The organism is Nocardia sp. SSK8, assembly GCF_037034205.1.
Taxonomy (GTDB): Bacteria; Actinomycetota; Actinomycetes; order Mycobacteriales; family Mycobacteriaceae; genus Nocardia.
The window spans coordinates 18,532-32,402 of the sequence record NZ_JBAGKD010000023.1 but is presented as its reverse complement, the minus strand read 5'-3'; the positions used below and the strand labels follow the sequence as shown (position 1 = coordinate 32,402).

Below are 13,871 nucleotides of genomic sequence, written 5' to 3'. Positions count from 1 at the left end.
GTGCCGGGGTTGGTGGTGCCGGGGTTGGTGGTGCCGGGGTTGGTCGTGCCTGGGTTGGTCGTGCCGGGATTCGTGGCGCCGCTGGTATCGGCCGCCGTATTCATCTGGCCGGCGACCGTCTTCAATGAACCGGTCACAGCACTGTCGGTCTCGGTGTTCAACCCTGACACGAGCTGGACTTTGTTCTCGATGTCCGGCTTGAACACCGTGTTCAGCCACTGTGTGGCGTACTGTTGAGGATCAAGCGACATCGGAACCACCTGGGTATTCGGGAAGGATCGCGCGCAGCTTCGCCGCGGCCTCTTCGGTACTCGCCCCGCCGAAACCGTTCTTGGCGTAGTCGATCAGCAGAGCGACCTGCTGGAGCGAGAGACCGGCGACATTGTCACCGACGTACTCCTCGACAGTGGACGCTTTCTCCGACACCATCCGCTCCAGGGTATCGGCCGCCGTGGTGACCGTGTCCGAGGTGAGAGTGAGCGACTCGGTATCCGATGTCAGGCCGGCGCCCAGCTGCGATTGCGCCTGCGATGCGGCGGCTGAGCCCGTCGACTCACTCCACGCCGTATTCAACTGGCCCACTTTCGACTGCTGGTCCGCGGCCAGGTCGTTCAGTGTCGACGAGAGCTCGTTGTTCAGCGTGGTCGCGTAGGTTCGCAGCGCTTCGACGCTCATTCCCTGCTGTTGCTGATAGCCGTCGATCAGCGCATCCGGGCTCGTCGCGTTCGGATACGCTCCGGCCCAGTCCTGATACAAGGACATGAACTGCCCGAGGGCATTCAGCTTGCCGAGTCCCCGAGCCAGAATCCGGTCGACGTCGGTGCCACCCTGCTCGGTGGACGCCTGCATTATCGCGCTCCTTCGATTGCCTTGATATCGGCAGCTGTGTTCCCGTCGGACCCGGCGATCGCGTTCGCGCTGACCGCCAAGTTGCTGCCATTGCGTTCGACGGTGGCCGCCCAACTGGTCACCTGGGCGCCGATGGCTTCCATCGCCGCCTGGATCTGCGCCCCGTATTCTTGGTAGTCGCGCCCGGCCTGCGCCGGGGCGAACTGAGCGGCAGCGCTGGTCAACCGCCCGGCGCTGGTCCACAGCATCTGACTCGACGCCTCCTGGCTGCTCGCCAGCAGCTGGACGCCTTCGTCGCTCATCTCCATGAAATCTCCCTCCCTGGCCGCCGGGTTCGACCGGTCTCTGTCTGGACCCGTGCGTGGCCGCGAGAACTATCGTCGAGCTCGAGATCTGTTGTGTCACTAGATATGACGCGGCAGACTCGGCAGAGGTTCCATCGAGATCGGATTTCTTCCGGATCTGGTGGCAAAGGGAGGGTGTCATCGTGGAGGAAGCCGATAACGCGCAGCTGGACTATCTGCAGGAGGCGCTGCTGCGCATCCGGGGAACCGCCTCCTCCAGCGATGGATCTGTGACCGTCGAGGTAGGGGCCAATGGAGCGCTCCATGCGGTCCGGCTCAGCGATCCCGGCCCGTGTGCAGACCCACAACAACTGGTGGACTGCGTCATCGACCTGCACCGGCTCGCCCATGCCGAGGCTGGCGAGGCCATGCGGGCCACCCTCGAGGAACTCCAGGCCGAGATCGCCCTGGACGACGAGACCGAACCTGCCGGCGACGATCCCGCCGAGCCGGACGCCGGATCGGATCCAGAGCCGCCCCCGCCGGCCGACTCCGATTCCGATTCCGATTCCGCACCATCGAACGGCGAGTCGCCCCGGGAAGACATCGACGCAGGGCAGGCGGATTCACCGCCGGACGAGACGTCGGACCACAAAACGCCGGATCGATCCGAGCGGGTATCGGAAGAAGCCGGTGCAAACAGCCACGACGACGAACAGGCCCCGGCCCTGGCTATCCAGCCACCGCCGCCCTCCGACGACCATCGCATCTATGACGTGATCGCACCTGGTGACGACAACCCCTACGCGACCGTCATCGCGGACCCACCGGCGCCGAGACGGGTCCCGCCACCCAGCCGAGTGTTCTCGCGCCCCTACGCGGATATCGAGGACCGATCGGCGCCGCGCCCAGCGATCCCGGCCCAGCACGACCCGATCTCCCTGTCGGAGGGCGAGTCACCGTCGATTCACGACTACTTACGCTACGACTATCTCGGGCAGGACGAGCCATGGTGCAGCTCTGACTGGGAATGAGAGCCTAGGTCCGGATCTGATCGGGGGCCAAAGGGTTCGACTGACTCCGGGCTAGGCTGTACGTGTGGGAGGAGACAGCGGGGCCGAATCCGTCGACGCCGGTAGGAGGTGGACCCTCCGACGGCGAAGGAAGGTGCGACGGCCGCTCTGGCAGGAACTACCGATCTTGGTTGTGGTCGCAGCGCTGATCACTGCGTTCCTGGTGTCCTTCGTCGGCCGCCCCTACGTGATTCCCTCGCAGTCGATGGAACCGACGTTGCACGGATGCGGCGGCTGTATCGGCGACCGGATCTACGTCGAGAAGCTGAGCTACTACGGGGACAGCGACCCGAAGCCTGGCGACGTTGTCGTTTTCGTGGGGCCGCCGTCCTGGAATACCAGGTACGCGTCGATCAGATCGGATAACGCCGTCCTGCGGGGAATACAGGATTTCCTGTCGTATTTCGGCCTGGTCCCGCCTGATGAGAACGATCTCGTCAAGCGTGTGATCGCAGTGGGCGGTCAGACCGTCGAGTGTTGTGATCCACAGGGCCGGATCCTCGTTGACGGAAAACCGCTGACCGAGCCGTATGTGATCAGGGACCACGCATGGGGCTCGGCCGGGGGTCGTGCGGTGTATCCGAGCGGCCGGGTGTTCGGCCCCATCACGGTGCCCTCGGGGCACCTGTGGGTCATGGGTGACAACCGCAACGATTCCATGGACTCGCGCGCGCATGTGGCCGACGACCTGCAGGGCACGGTACCGGTCGAGAATGTGCGCGGAAAGGCCGTTTTCAAGATCTGGCCGCCGGGCAGGATAGGTGCGGTCGACAGTGAGAACCCTCAGTAATCGGCCATCCTGATCTGATCGTCGCACTCCGCCACGACATTCGGGTCGTGGGTAACTACCACGATGGCGGCGCCATCGTCGCGCATCGTTCTCAGCAGCTTCATGATGATGTCCCGGTTGGCTCCGTCGAGCGCGCCGGTGGGCTCGTCCGCGAGGATCACCTTCGGCCGACGAATCAGCAGTCGCGCCACCGCGACTCGTTGCTGCTCGCCGCCACTCAATTCGAAGACTCGCGCAGACAGCTTGTCGGCCAGACCCACCTCGGCGAGTGCGTGCAGCTTCCAGTCCTTCTTGGTGCCCTCGCCGCGGCTGACATAGGCGCAGGCGATATCCAGGTTCCGGTCGACGGTTTCCTCGTCGATCAGCGCGTAGTTCTGGAACAGATAGCCGACATCGTGACGGAAATACCGAGTCCGGGCCCCTCGCTTCATGCGGGCGAGATCCTTACCGTTGACGATGATCGTGCCATCGTCGTAGGTATCGAGCAGGCCGATGCAGTTGAGCAGCGTCGTTTTTCCGCTTCCGCTGGGACCGGCGACGGCGACCATCGACCCGCTCTCGACGGTGAGGGAAACGTTGTCGAGCACTGTTCTCGAGCCGAAGGCTTTGCGCAGGCCGGATACTTCGATCGAGGGCATAATGTGTCCTTCGTTTCGGTCAGGCTCGCTTGAGCCAGGATTGATGTGCCCGGGACTCGTAGGCGGCAGTGAACGCCAAGGTGATGACGACATCGACGGCCACCATCGCCAGGATCAGCGCACTGGTCGCGTCGGTGGTCGGCGCACCGCCGCCCAGCACGACTCCCACCACAACCGTGCCGCTGCCGAGCAGCAACCCGATCGCGAGGGTGGCGTGGCGACGCCGGAACGAGAAGCCATGGATCTCCTTCAGGTAGATCCGCTTTCGGTGTCGACCGCAGTACAACGCGGCCAGGAGCCCGGACGCCGTGGTCGCCGCGATCAGGGTGATGACCAGGCTTGCCAGCTGGTTCCTGCCTGCCTGATCGGCCTCGGCGATGTCCTGCATGGACAGGCTCTTGATCGAGTAGTAGTACTGCAGAAACGCGCCGATTCCGCTGTCCTCCAGCGCGCTGTCCAACCGCTGTCGGTCCCGGAACAGGATCTCTCCGCTGGTGGAGCTCGCCGAGTAGAAGTTGTCCGACAGCAGGCGCTTGTTCGCGTCGGTGACCAGGATGACCGGATCCCGGACGAATCCGTCGGTAGCGGAATTCGACGCCCGGAATGCGAACACGTCCTGATCCGCTTGCAGGTATCGCACGGTGACCTCGATATCGGCCGGGTCGATCGGCGACCGCTGCACTTCTTGCTGGAAGGCGATCCACGCACGGTACCGGTCGACGATCGCGGCTTCCTCCGCGCGCCTGTTCTCCGGGATCAGCAGGTGCATTTCCAGGTCACCGAGGGGGGTTCCGCGGACACAAGTGCCCGTCGACTCGTGGACGCAGTCGGTGCTCAGGAAATTGTTGTCGACGATGAGATCACTCGGCTTGTCATCGAGACGGATGTCGGCCGCGGGGCGGAGGTCGTGGCTCACCGCGAGGAATGCCGCGTTCTCGCGTTCCAGGTCGGCGAACATCGTCCGGAAGGCGGTGTCGAGTTCACGTGCTTCGGCACGGTCGCCGAACGGAGTTCCCACCGCGTAGCTGAGCGCGAGATAGTCGGGGGTGGCCAACCATCGTTGTGCGGCACGATTGAGGTCTGCGTAGAGCACCAGGGCGCGGACGCTGCCGGCCATCAGGACGACCAGCACGGCCAGCAGCGCGAACTTCGCCACGTAGGCGAAGGTCAGCATCTTGGCGTCCGGCGTCGAGCCCTTCAGTTGCTGTCCGTGCCGACCCTGGAGCGTGATCATCACGGCAATGGCACTGACAAGCAGCAACAGCGTCAGGAGCATGCCGAGAGCGCCGAGCAACGTCGGGAGAAAGGCGTCGAAACGTGTCCAGCCGTTGTACAGATACAGGTACCCCGCCACAGCTACCGCGCTGGCGATCGCCGCCGCGCTGCAGATGGCTATTAGGTCCACCAGGCTGTCCGCGACGATCCGGAAACGGCTGTATCCGTGCTGTGCCTTGATGGCGTACGTCTTCGCCGATCGGATCGCCGAATGTGCCACGATGAGCGCGCAGCACAGGATGACAACGGCGAAGATGTGCGGAAGCTTGGTCTGTGAAAGCGCGGCCAGGATGTCGGATCGGTGCGCGCCACGCCAGGTCGCGATCGTGAATCCCGAATCTGCCAGGGCCATGATCGCGCGCTGGGTGGACTGCTCGGTGCCATCGATCAGATAACGGCCGCGAATATCCTGGATGGTGAGGTCGTCGGCGGGGAAGATGCGAGTGCTTCGTCCTGGGTCGAAGTCCTCGTATTCGCCCCCGGGCGCGAGGGCCGTTGCCCTGTCCTGATCGCCGATGTACGCGTAGAACCGGCGGTCGTCGCTGTCGACCCCGAAGTCCAGTTTGTAGATATTGACCCGATTGTCGGCGGCGATGGCGCCGAAGGCGGCGGACAACATGTCCTTCGGAACGGCTCGGTCGAAATCGTCGACCACGAGTTCGGTGGTGCCTCGCAGGGTCTGCGCGGACTCGCTGACGTCGAAGTGAACCACCGACATCATCGCGGCCAAACCGAATCCGGCCAGGATCGCAATCCTGAGAAGCAGCTTCACGTTTCCTCACTCGTTCGAACGGTGTGCCTGCACCGGATCCGATCCCGTGCAGGCACACCTATCTACCCGGCCCGCCGTGGTGCGGGCGCGTCGCCTAGTAGGACGTCGAACCCTCCAGGGCGGGGTCGAGGACGTTCCAGAAGGCCTCGTTGCCGGTGAGGCATCGGTTCTGCTTCGCGACCGCCTGGAACTGCGGGCTCATCCAGCCCGAGAAGACCACGCCGTTGCAGTTGCGAACCGACGAAGCGTGGGTGCGGTAGCTGTGGTTGTAGATGGAGTAGTTCGGGCTGCCGGTCGATCCGTTATCGGTGCCGTACTCCCAGACACCCCCCTCCGGGTTCTCCACACCGCCTGCGTGGCCGATGCCCATACCCGTGCCGATGCCGGCCAGCCCGATGAAGCTGACAACGATCGCCTTCTTGAGGAATGACATACTGGTTCTCTCCCATGTGAGTGGTAAGCCGCGCGTCTGACGTGCGGCCCTGATGGTGGGGAGGTCACGACTCCCCACCATGAGGTTCCTGGCTCGTGCTCGGATCAGATGCTCCGAGCGCCGAAATTTGTTCTGTCACAAGGTTTGACGGCACTCGGTCGAGATCGGTTCCCTCATTTTCGGATTTTTTTCCGGGGTGGTCGGTGCGGCAGATGACGCGGACGAAAAAGGCCCCCGACCACTGGATAGTGGTCGGGGGCCTGCTCGGCTGTGCCCTCGGCAGGATTCGAACCTGCGGCCTTCTGCTCCGGAGGCAGACGCTCTATCCCCTGAGCTACGAGGGCGGGATAGTGGCCGGTCGCCGTGTGGCGATCGGGCAGCGACAGCGTATCGCATGGAATGCGGTGCGCCAAAAACGGTGCCGGACCGGGTGGTTGACCCGGTCCGGCACCGTGGGTCAGTTCAGCGGCAGCGGGGTGGCGCCGCGGGTCGCGAGCATGCTCGTCATCAGCGCCGATTCGCTGGCCTGGGCCTTGGCCATCTGCACGGCCAGCAGGCGCACGGCCGAGACGTCGGCGTGTTCGGCCGCGTACTCGGCCATCGGCGCGCCGCCCTGGTGATGACGCAGCATCAGCTGCAGGAACAGCGTGTCCAGGGCCGGGCCGGTGGCCTGGCGCAGGGCGGTCATCTCCTCCTGGCTGGCCATGCCGGGCATGGTCGTCATCGGGCCCGACATCTCGTGCTCGGCGCCGCCGCCGTGGCCGTGCGCGCCGCCGCCGTGCTCGGTCATCCAGCCCATGAACCCGTCGACGTTCTGGTTGGTCTCGCCCCACAGCTGCAACCAGGCCTGCATGCGGCCGATCTGGTTCTGCTGGGTGGTCAGGATGTCGTAGGCGAGGCGGCGCACGTCGTTGTCGGTCGAGGCGATCAGCGCCACGCCCGCCATGTCGACGGCCTGGGCGTGATGGGCGGCCATGTCCTGGCTGAAACCGATGTCGACCGGGCCGGGGGCTGGGTCGTCGGCCTTGTCCAGCGGCATCCGCAGCAGCACCCCGGCCACCGCGCCGAGCAGCAGCAGCCCGATCGCGCCGAGGACGAGCACCGCCCCGGCCGGACGCCGGGTCGGTGGCTGTGTCGCCGCGGGCTCGACCGTCGTCTCGGTGCTCACTACTGACCCGCGGGCAGGCCGCCGGGCATCGGGATGCTCGGCACACCGGGAATCCCGGGCAAGCCGCCGCCCGCGCCCAGCTCGGTCTGGTCCTGGGTCAGGCCCGCGCCGTCCATCGGCACCGCCTCGGGGCCGTACGGCGAGGAGTCGAACGGCGGCGGGTTCTCGGCGTCGAAGATCGGGTTCGAGCAGCTCGCGCCGACCTCGGGGTAGGCGTAGGGGTTCTCGCGCAGCGCGGAGATGAACTGCTTGATCCGCACGTCGTCGGCGGAGTCGAGCTTGAGCTGGTGGCCCCACGACTGCAGCGAGATGGCCGAGTCCAGGTTCGGGTACGGCGACATCAGGCTGAACTGACGGCCCTTGACGAAGTTGGACAGCTTCTCCACCCCGGCCGCGTCGACCTTGTCCGGGTTGTAGGCGATCCAGATCGCGCCGTGCTCGAGCGAGTGCACCGCGTTCTCCATCCGGATCGGCTTGGCGTAGACGGTGCCGGTGCAGTTGGCCCAGGCGCCGTCGTGCGGGCCACCGAAGGCCGGGGACTTGTCATAGGCCACCCGCTGCTCGGGGGTGACGTGCAGTCCGGCCGGGTAGTCCTGCTTGACGACACCCTCGATCTTGGCCGACGGGTCCTGATTGTCCTGGGAGGGCACCCATTCCTTGAGGTCGGTCTGCGCCTCGCGGATCGCGGCCTGGTCCAGGTACTTGGGCACCAGGCTGTAGGCGAGCAGGCCGACCAGCGCGATGATCGCGACACTCGCGCCGAGCAGCGCCCATGGCGTTTCCCGCTTCTTGCCCGGAAGCTTTCCCTTCCCGGGTTTGCGCGACGGAGACGATTTCCCCGCGGCGCGGACGGCCTTGGCTGAGGTGGCGCTGGTCCTGCTCGGCATCGCTGGATGTGCTCTTTCGACGTGTGGATCGGGACGTTCGTACCGGGCGGTCGTGGTTGCGAGGCGCCCAGCCAATAGGATAGAGACTCGTGACTCCAGCTGACCTTGCAGATCTCCTTCGCACCACCGCCGCGAAGGTGCTTGTCGAACGTGGACTGGACTCGTCGGTCCTGCCCGAGCAGGTCACAGTGGAGCGGCCGCGCAACCCCGAACACGGCGACTATGCCACGAATGTGGCCATGCAGGTGGCCAAGAAGGTCGGAACCAATCCGCGCGAATTGGCGGGCTGGCTGGCCGAGGCGCTCGCTGCCACCGACGCCATCGATGTGGCCGATGTCGCAGGTCCCGGCTTCCTGAACATCCGCCTGGCCGCCTCGGCGCAGGGCGCGATCATCACCCAGATCCTGACCGCGGGGCAGGCGTACGGCACCGCCGCCGCGCTGTCCGGCGCGAAGATCAACCTCGAGTTCGTCTCCGCCAACCCCACCGGGCCGGTGCATCTCGGTGGCACCCGCTGGGCCGCGGTCGGTGACGCGCTGGGCCGCATCCTGGCCGCCCAGGGTGCCGCGGTGACCCGTGAGTACTACTTCAACGACCACGGCGCCCAGATCGACCGCTTCGCCAAGTCGCTGGTCGCGGCCGCGCTCGGCGAGCCGACCCCCGAGGACGGCTACGCGGGCGAGTACATCCAGGAGATCAGCGCGGGCATCGTCGCCGCGCACCCCGACGCCATGACCCTGCCCGCCGACGCGCGCCATGAGCTGTTCCGGCGCGAGGGCGTGCAGCAGATGTTCGCCCAGATCAAGCGGGATCTGCACGACTTCGGCACCGACTTCGACGTGTACTTCAACGAGAGCGAACTGTTCGCCTCCGGTGCCGTGGAACGGGCCGTCGAGCAGCTGAAGAACTCGGGCAACCTGTACGAGAAGGACGGCGCCTGGTGGATCGCCTCCACCGAGTTCGGCGACGACAAGGACCGGGTGGTCCTCAAGAGCGACGGCAACGCCGCCTACATCGCCGGTGACATCGCCTACTTCCAGAACAAGCGCGCGCGGGGCTTCGACCTGGCCATCTACATGCTCGGCGCCGACCACCACGGCTACATCGGCCGGTTGAAGGCCGCCGCCGCGGCCTTCGGCGACAACCCCGACACCGTCGAGGTGCTGATCGGCCAGATGGTGAACCTGGTCCGCGACGGCCAGGCCGTGAAGATGAGCAAGCGCGCGGGCACCGTGGTGACCCTCAACGACCTGGTCGAGCAGATCGGCGTCGACGCCGCGCGCTACTCGCTGGTGCGCTCCTCGGTGAACTCGAGCATCGACATCGACCTGGACCTGTGGACCAAGGCCAGCAGCGAGAACCCGGTCTACTACGTGCAGTACGCCCACTCGCGCACCAACAGCATCCTGGGCAACGCCGCCAAGTACGCCGAGTTCGCGAGCACCGAACCCGACTTCGCGCTGATGACCTCGGCCCGCGAAGGCGACCTGATCCGCACCCTCGGCGATTTCCCGCGCGTGGTATCCACCGCCGCCGAGACCCGCGAACCGCACCGCATCGCCCGCTACCTGGAGGAACTGGCCGGGGTCTACCACCCGTTCCAGTCCGACGACGACATGCGCGTGCTGCCCAAGGGCGACGATGCGGTCACCCCCCTCAATGCCGCCCGGCTGGAACTGGTCAAGGCCACCCGCCAGGTACTGGCCAACGGTCTCGCCCTGCTCGGCGTCAGCGCACCGGAGCGCATGTGAACACCGGCAAGTCTGTCAGGAAGGACGCACCGCGATGAGTGCACACCCCGCCGGTCCCCGGCACGCTGAGATCCCGCACGCGCCGAGCCTGGCCGAGCGGCCCAGCGACCCGCAGGAGATGATCGACCTCCCCGCCAACGTCTGGCCGCGCAACGCCACCCGTGGCGAGGACGGCGTGGTCCGGCTGGCTGGTGTGCCGGTCACCGAGCTGGCCCAGCAGTACGGCACGCCGCTGTTCGTCATCGACGAGGACGATTTCCGCACCCGCTGCCGCGACATGGTGGCCGCGTTCGGCCCCAACGCCCGCGTGCACTACGCCTCCAAGGCGTTCCTGTGCGGCGAGATCGCGCGCTGGATCCGCGACGAGGGCCTCTCGCTCGACGTCTGCTCCGGCGGCGAGCTGGCCGTCGCGCTCAACGCCGGTTTCCCGTCCGAGCGCATCGCCCTGCACGGCAACAACAAGTCCGTGCCCGAGCTGGAGACCGCCGTCGCGGCCGGTGTCGGGCACGTGGTGGTCGACTCGCTCTACGAGATCGACCGGCTCGAGGCGGTCGCCGGGGCGGCGGGCGTGGTCCAGGACGTGCTGGTCCGGGTCACCGTCGGCGTCGAGGCGCACACCCACGAGTACATCTCCACCGCGCACGAGGACCAGAAGTTCGGTTTCTCGATCGCCGGTGGCGACGCGATGGAGGCGCTGGCCCGGGTCTTCGAGACCGACAACCTGCGCCTGGTCGGCCTGCACAGCCACATCGGCTCGCAGATCTTCGAGATCGACGGCTTCGAGATCGCCGCGCGCCGCATGCTCGGCCTGCTGCGCGAGGCCATCGACAAGTTCGGTATCGAGCGCACCGCGCAGATCGCCACCCTGGACCTGGGCGGCGGCCTCGGCATCTCCTACCTGCCCGCCGACAACCCGCCGCCGCTGGACGAGTTCGCCGCCAGCCTGCGCGAGCTGGTCGCGGCCGAGGCCGAGCGGGCCGGGCTGCCCGAGCCGGTCATCGCGGTGGAGCCGGGCCGCGCCATCGCGGGCCCCGGCACCGTCACCCTCTACGAGGTCGGCACCATCAAGGACGTCGAGCTCGACGGCGGCGCCCGGCGTCGCTACGTCAGCGTCAACGGCGGGATGAGCGACAATATCCGCCCCGCGCTCTACCAGGCCGACTACGATTGCCGTCTGGTCTCGCGCTCCTCCGAGGCGCACGCGGTCGTCGCGCGCGTGGTCGGAAAGCATTGCGAGAGCGGCGATATCGTCATCCGGGACACCTGGATGCCGGCCGACGTGGCCCCCGATGACCTGGTGGCCGTCGCGGCGACCGGGGCGTACTGCTACTCGATGTCGAGCCGCTACAACCAGCTCACCCGGCCCGCCGTGGTCGTGGTGCGCGAGGGGGAGTCGCGGCTGATACTGCGCCGGGAAACGGTGGCGGACCTGCTGAGCCTGGAGGTAGAACAATGACCGCATCGCACAGCGATTCCGTGAGGGATGGCGGCCGGGTGACGGGTGGGCTGAGCGCGAACAACGGGGACGCGGGGCGTCCGCTGGGTGTGGCCGTGCTCGGCATGGGCACGGTCGGCACCGAGGTCGTGCGCGTGCTGCGCGACAACGGCGAGGACCTGCGCTCGCGCGTCGGCGCGCCGCTGGTGCTGCGCGGTGTCGCCGTGCGTGACCTGACCAAGGACCGCGGCCTGCCCGCCGAACTGCTCACCACCGACGCCGAGGCGCTGGTCACCCGCGACGACGTCGACCTGGTGGTCGAGGTCATGGGCGGGATCGACCCGGCCCGCGCGCTGATCGGTGCCGCGCTGAGCGCGGGCAAGTCCGTGGTCACCGCCAACAAGGCGCTGCTGGCCGACTACACCGGCGAGCTCGCCGCCGCCGCCGAGGCCAGCCGGGCCGACCTGTACTTCGAGGCCGCCGTCGCCGGGGCCATCCCGGTGGTCCGGCCGCTGATCCAGTCGCTCTCGGGTGACCGGGTGAACAAGGTCGTCGGCATCGTCAACGGCACCACCAACTTCATCCTCTCCGCGATGGACGAGACCGGCGCCGCCTACGACGACGTGCTCGCCGAGGCCACCGCGCTGGGCTACGCCGAGGCCGACCCCACCGCCGACGTCGAGGGCTTCGACGCCGCTGCCAAGGCCGCCATCCTGGCCTCGCTGGCCTTCCACACCCGGGTGACCGCGGCCGATGTGTACCGCGAGGGCATCTCCAAGATCACCGCCGAGGATCTGGAGACCGCCTCGGCCGTGGGCTGCACCGTGAAGCTGCTCGCCATCTGCGAGCGCGTCTCGGCCGGTCCGGGCGAGCCCGGCTCCGCCGAGGGCGGCAAGGACCGCGTCTCGGTGCGCGTCTACCCGGCGCTCATCCCGCGCAAGCACCCGCTGGCCTCGGTCAACGGCGCGTTCAACGCCGTGGTCGTCGAGGCCGACAACGCCGGTCGCCTGATGTTCTACGGCCAGGGTGCCGGTGGCGCACCGACCGCCTCGGCGGTGCTGGGCGATCTGGTGATGGCCGCGCGCAACAAGTTCTACGGCGGCCGGGCGCCGGGCGAGTCGGTCTACGCCGAGCTGCCCATCGCCCCGATCGGCGACACCCCCACCCGCTACCACGTGAACCTGCAGGTGGCCGACCGTCCCGGCGTGCTCGCCGCGGTCGCCGACACCTTCGCCCAGCACGGCGTGAGCATCTCCACCGTGCGTCAGCAGGGCCATGGCGAAGGCGCCAGGCTCGTGGTCGTGACCCACCATGCGGTGGAGTCCTCGCTGGCCGATACTGTCGCGGTACTGGCGGAGATGGATTCCGTCACCTCTGTGACCAGCGTTCTCAGACTGGAAGGCACCGAAGAATCATGAGTACCACTGGCATCGCCCCCCAGCTCGGCGTGCACTCGCGCTGGCCGGGTCTGATCGCGGCCTACCGTGATCGGCTCGAAGGTGCCGCGAACTGGGAGCCGGTCACCCTGTTCGAGGGCGGTACCCCGCTGGTCCCCGCGACGCACCTGTCGGAGCTGACCGGCTGCGAGGTCTACCTCAAGGTCGAGGGCGCCAACCCCACCGGGTCGTTCAAGGACCGCGGCATGACCATGGCGATGACCGACGCCAAGTACCGCGGCCAGAAGGCCGTGCTGTGCGCCTCCACCGGCAACACCTCGGCCTCGGCCGCCGCCTACGCCACCCGCGCGGGCATGGAGTGCGCGGTGCTGATCCCGCAGGGCAAGATCGCGATGGGCAAACTGGCCCAGGCCGTGATGCTCGGCGCCAAGATCATCCAGGTCGAGGGCAACTTCGACGACTGTCTCGAGCTGGCCCGCAAGGTCACCTCCGACTTCCCCGAGGTCGGCCTGGTGAACTCGGTGAACCCGGCGCGCATCGAGGGCCAGAAGACCGCGTCCTTCGAGATCTGCGACGTGCTGGGCAAGGCGCCCGACGTGCACGTGCTGCCGGTGGGCAACGCGGGCAACATCACCGCCTACTGGCGCGGGTACCGCGAGTACCACGCCGACGGTGTCACCTCGGTGCTGCCGCGCATGCTCGGTGTGCAGGCCGCCGGTGCGGCCCCGCTGGTCAACGGCGCGCCCGTGAAGGACCCCGAGACCGTGGCCACCGCCATCCGGATCGGCGCCCCGGCGTCGTGGAACGGGGCGATGGAGGCCAAGGAGCAGTCCGGTGGCGCCTTCCGCGCCGCCACCGACGAGGAGATCCTGGCCGCGTACCGCCTGGTCGCCGCCACCGAGGGTGTCTTCGTGGAGCCCGCCTCGGCCGCGAGCGTGGCTGGTCTGCTGGCCGCCCGCGCCGAGGGCTGGCTGGATTCGGGCCTGACCGTGGTCTGCACCGTGACCGGCAACGGTCTCAAGGACCCCGACAACGCGCTGGCCGGGATGCCCGAGGTCAAGCCGATCGCCGTCGACCCGGTGGCCGTGGCCCACGAACTCGAGCTGGCCTGAGTTGAGC

Annotated in this window: 13 protein-coding genes, 1 tRNA gene and 1 pseudogene; 6 read left to right on the top strand and 9 right to left on the bottom strand. The window is 67.4% G+C overall.

Annotated elements, in window-relative coordinates; translation table 11 throughout:
- The 3 genes and pseudogenes from WA675_RS26810 to WA675_RS26800 form a co-directional block, all read right to left on the bottom strand.
- Window positions 1-251, bottom strand: a pseudogene (locus WA675_RS26810) (hypothetical protein); the annotation flags it as partial.
- On the bottom strand, window positions 241-849 hold the full coding sequence (locus tag WA675_RS26805; RefSeq protein ID WP_336088136.1) for a hypothetical protein: 609 nt from the start codon (window positions 847-849) through the stop codon (window positions 241-243). The pseudogene WA675_RS26810 and the gene WA675_RS26805, both read right to left, overlap by 11 nt.
- Entirely contained in the window at window positions 849-1,157 is a 309-nt protein-coding gene (locus WA675_RS26800; RefSeq protein WP_336088134.1) for a hypothetical protein, read from the bottom strand. Before WA675_RS26800 ends, WA675_RS26805 begins: the two co-directional genes overlap by 1 nt.
- Before the next feature lie 179 nt (window positions 1,158-1,336).
- Between WA675_RS26800 and WA675_RS26795 the strand changes: the two genes are divergently transcribed.
- Window positions 1,337-2,167, top strand: a complete 831-nt coding sequence (locus WA675_RS26795) for a YbaB/EbfC family nucleoid-associated protein (RefSeq protein ID WP_336088132.1) — start codon at window positions 1,337-1,339, stop codon at window positions 2,165-2,167.
- A 166-nt stretch (window positions 2,168-2,333) separates the two neighbouring features.
- Window positions 2,334-2,996: a signal peptidase I gene (gene lepB, locus WA675_RS26790; RefSeq protein WP_442945733.1), complete on the top strand. Its 663-nt coding sequence runs from the start codon at window positions 2,334-2,336 to the stop codon at window positions 2,994-2,996.
- Here lepB and WA675_RS26785 read toward each other — a convergent pair.
- The 6 genes from WA675_RS26785 to WA675_RS26760 form a co-directional block, all read right to left on the bottom strand.
- Entirely contained in the window at window positions 2,990-3,634 is a 645-nt protein-coding gene (locus WA675_RS26785; protein WP_336088128.1) for an ABC transporter ATP-binding protein, read from the bottom strand. The two genes, lepB and WA675_RS26785, sit on opposite strands and share 7 nt — an antisense overlap.
- 19 nt (window positions 3,635-3,653) lie before the next feature.
- A complete protein-coding gene (locus tag WA675_RS26780; protein WP_336088127.1) occupies window positions 3,654-5,681 on the bottom strand; it encodes a hypothetical protein in 2,028 nt (675 codons plus the stop codon).
- 94 nt (window positions 5,682-5,775) lie between these two features.
- Window positions 5,776-6,114: a lactococcin 972 family bacteriocin gene (locus tag WA675_RS26775; RefSeq protein ID WP_336088126.1), complete on the bottom strand. Its 339-nt coding sequence runs from the start codon at window positions 6,112-6,114 to the stop codon at window positions 5,776-5,778.
- A gap of 271 nt (window positions 6,115-6,385) precedes the next feature.
- Window positions 6,386-6,458 (bottom strand) — tRNA-Arg (locus tag WA675_RS26770).
- 113 nt (window positions 6,459-6,571) lie between these two features.
- Complete coding sequence (locus WA675_RS26765; RefSeq protein ID WP_336088124.1) at window positions 6,572-7,282, bottom strand: DUF305 domain-containing protein; 711 nt, start codon at window positions 7,280-7,282, stop codon at window positions 6,572-6,574.
- A complete protein-coding gene (locus tag WA675_RS26760) occupies window positions 7,282-8,169 on the bottom strand; it encodes a DUF3105 domain-containing protein (protein WP_336088122.1) in 888 nt (295 codons plus the stop codon). The genes WA675_RS26765 and WA675_RS26760 overlap by 1 nt, the downstream gene beginning before the upstream one ends.
- Before the next feature lie 89 nt (window positions 8,170-8,258).
- Between WA675_RS26760 and argS the strand changes: the two genes are divergently transcribed.
- From argS to thrC, 4 genes are read left to right on the top strand one after another with little or no spacing between them, the layout of a single operon-like run.
- Window positions 8,259-9,920 carry an arginine--tRNA ligase gene (gene argS / locus WA675_RS26755; RefSeq protein ID WP_336088119.1) on the top strand — a complete coding sequence of 554 codons (1,662 nt, stop codon included), beginning with the start codon at window positions 8,259-8,261 and terminating at the stop codon, window positions 9,918-9,920.
- A 34-nt stretch (window positions 9,921-9,954) separates the two neighbouring features.
- A complete protein-coding gene (gene lysA, locus WA675_RS26750; RefSeq protein ID WP_336088116.1) occupies window positions 9,955-11,376 on the top strand; it encodes a diaminopimelate decarboxylase in 1,422 nt (473 codons plus the stop codon).
- Entirely contained in the window at window positions 11,373-12,773 is a 1,401-nt protein-coding gene (locus WA675_RS26745) for a homoserine dehydrogenase (protein ID WP_336088114.1), read from the top strand. Before lysA ends, WA675_RS26745 begins: the two co-directional genes overlap by 4 nt.
- Window positions 12,770-13,864 (top strand): threonine synthase, encoded by a 1,095-nt coding sequence (gene thrC, locus WA675_RS26740; protein ID WP_336088112.1) that lies wholly within the window; start codon window positions 12,770-12,772, stop codon window positions 13,862-13,864. Before WA675_RS26745 ends, thrC begins: the two co-directional genes overlap by 4 nt.
- Window positions 13,865-13,871: the final 7 nt, after the last annotated feature.

Bases quoted from the DNA above. Each gene is read 5' to 3' on its own strand.
- WA675_RS26760 (WP_336088122.1), bottom strand. From the start codon at position 8,169: ATGCCGAGCAGGACCAGCGCCACCTCAGCCAAGGCCGTCCGCGCCGCG.
- WA675_RS26745 (WP_336088114.1), top strand. From the start codon at position 11,373: ATGACCGCATCGCACAGCGATTCCGTGAGGGATGGCGGCCGGGTGACG.
- WA675_RS26800 (WP_336088134.1), bottom strand. From the start codon at position 1,157: ATGGAGATGAGCGACGAAGGCGTCCAGCTGCTGGCGAGCAGCCAGGAG.
- WA675_RS26775 (WP_336088126.1), bottom strand. From the start codon at position 6,114: ATGTCATTCCTCAAGAAGGCGATCGTTGTCAGCTTCATCGGGCTGGCC.
- WA675_RS26805 (WP_336088136.1), bottom strand. From the start codon at position 849: ATGCAGGCGTCCACCGAGCAGGGTGGCACCGACGTCGACCGGATTCTG.
- lysA (WP_336088116.1), top strand. From the start codon at position 9,955: ATGAGTGCACACCCCGCCGGTCCCCGGCACGCTGAGATCCCGCACGCG.
- thrC (WP_336088112.1), top strand. From the start codon at position 12,770: ATGAGTACCACTGGCATCGCCCCCCAGCTCGGCGTGCACTCGCGCTGG.
- WA675_RS26785 (WP_336088128.1), bottom strand. From the start codon at position 3,634: ATGCCCTCGATCGAAGTATCCGGCCTGCGCAAAGCCTTCGGCTCGAGA.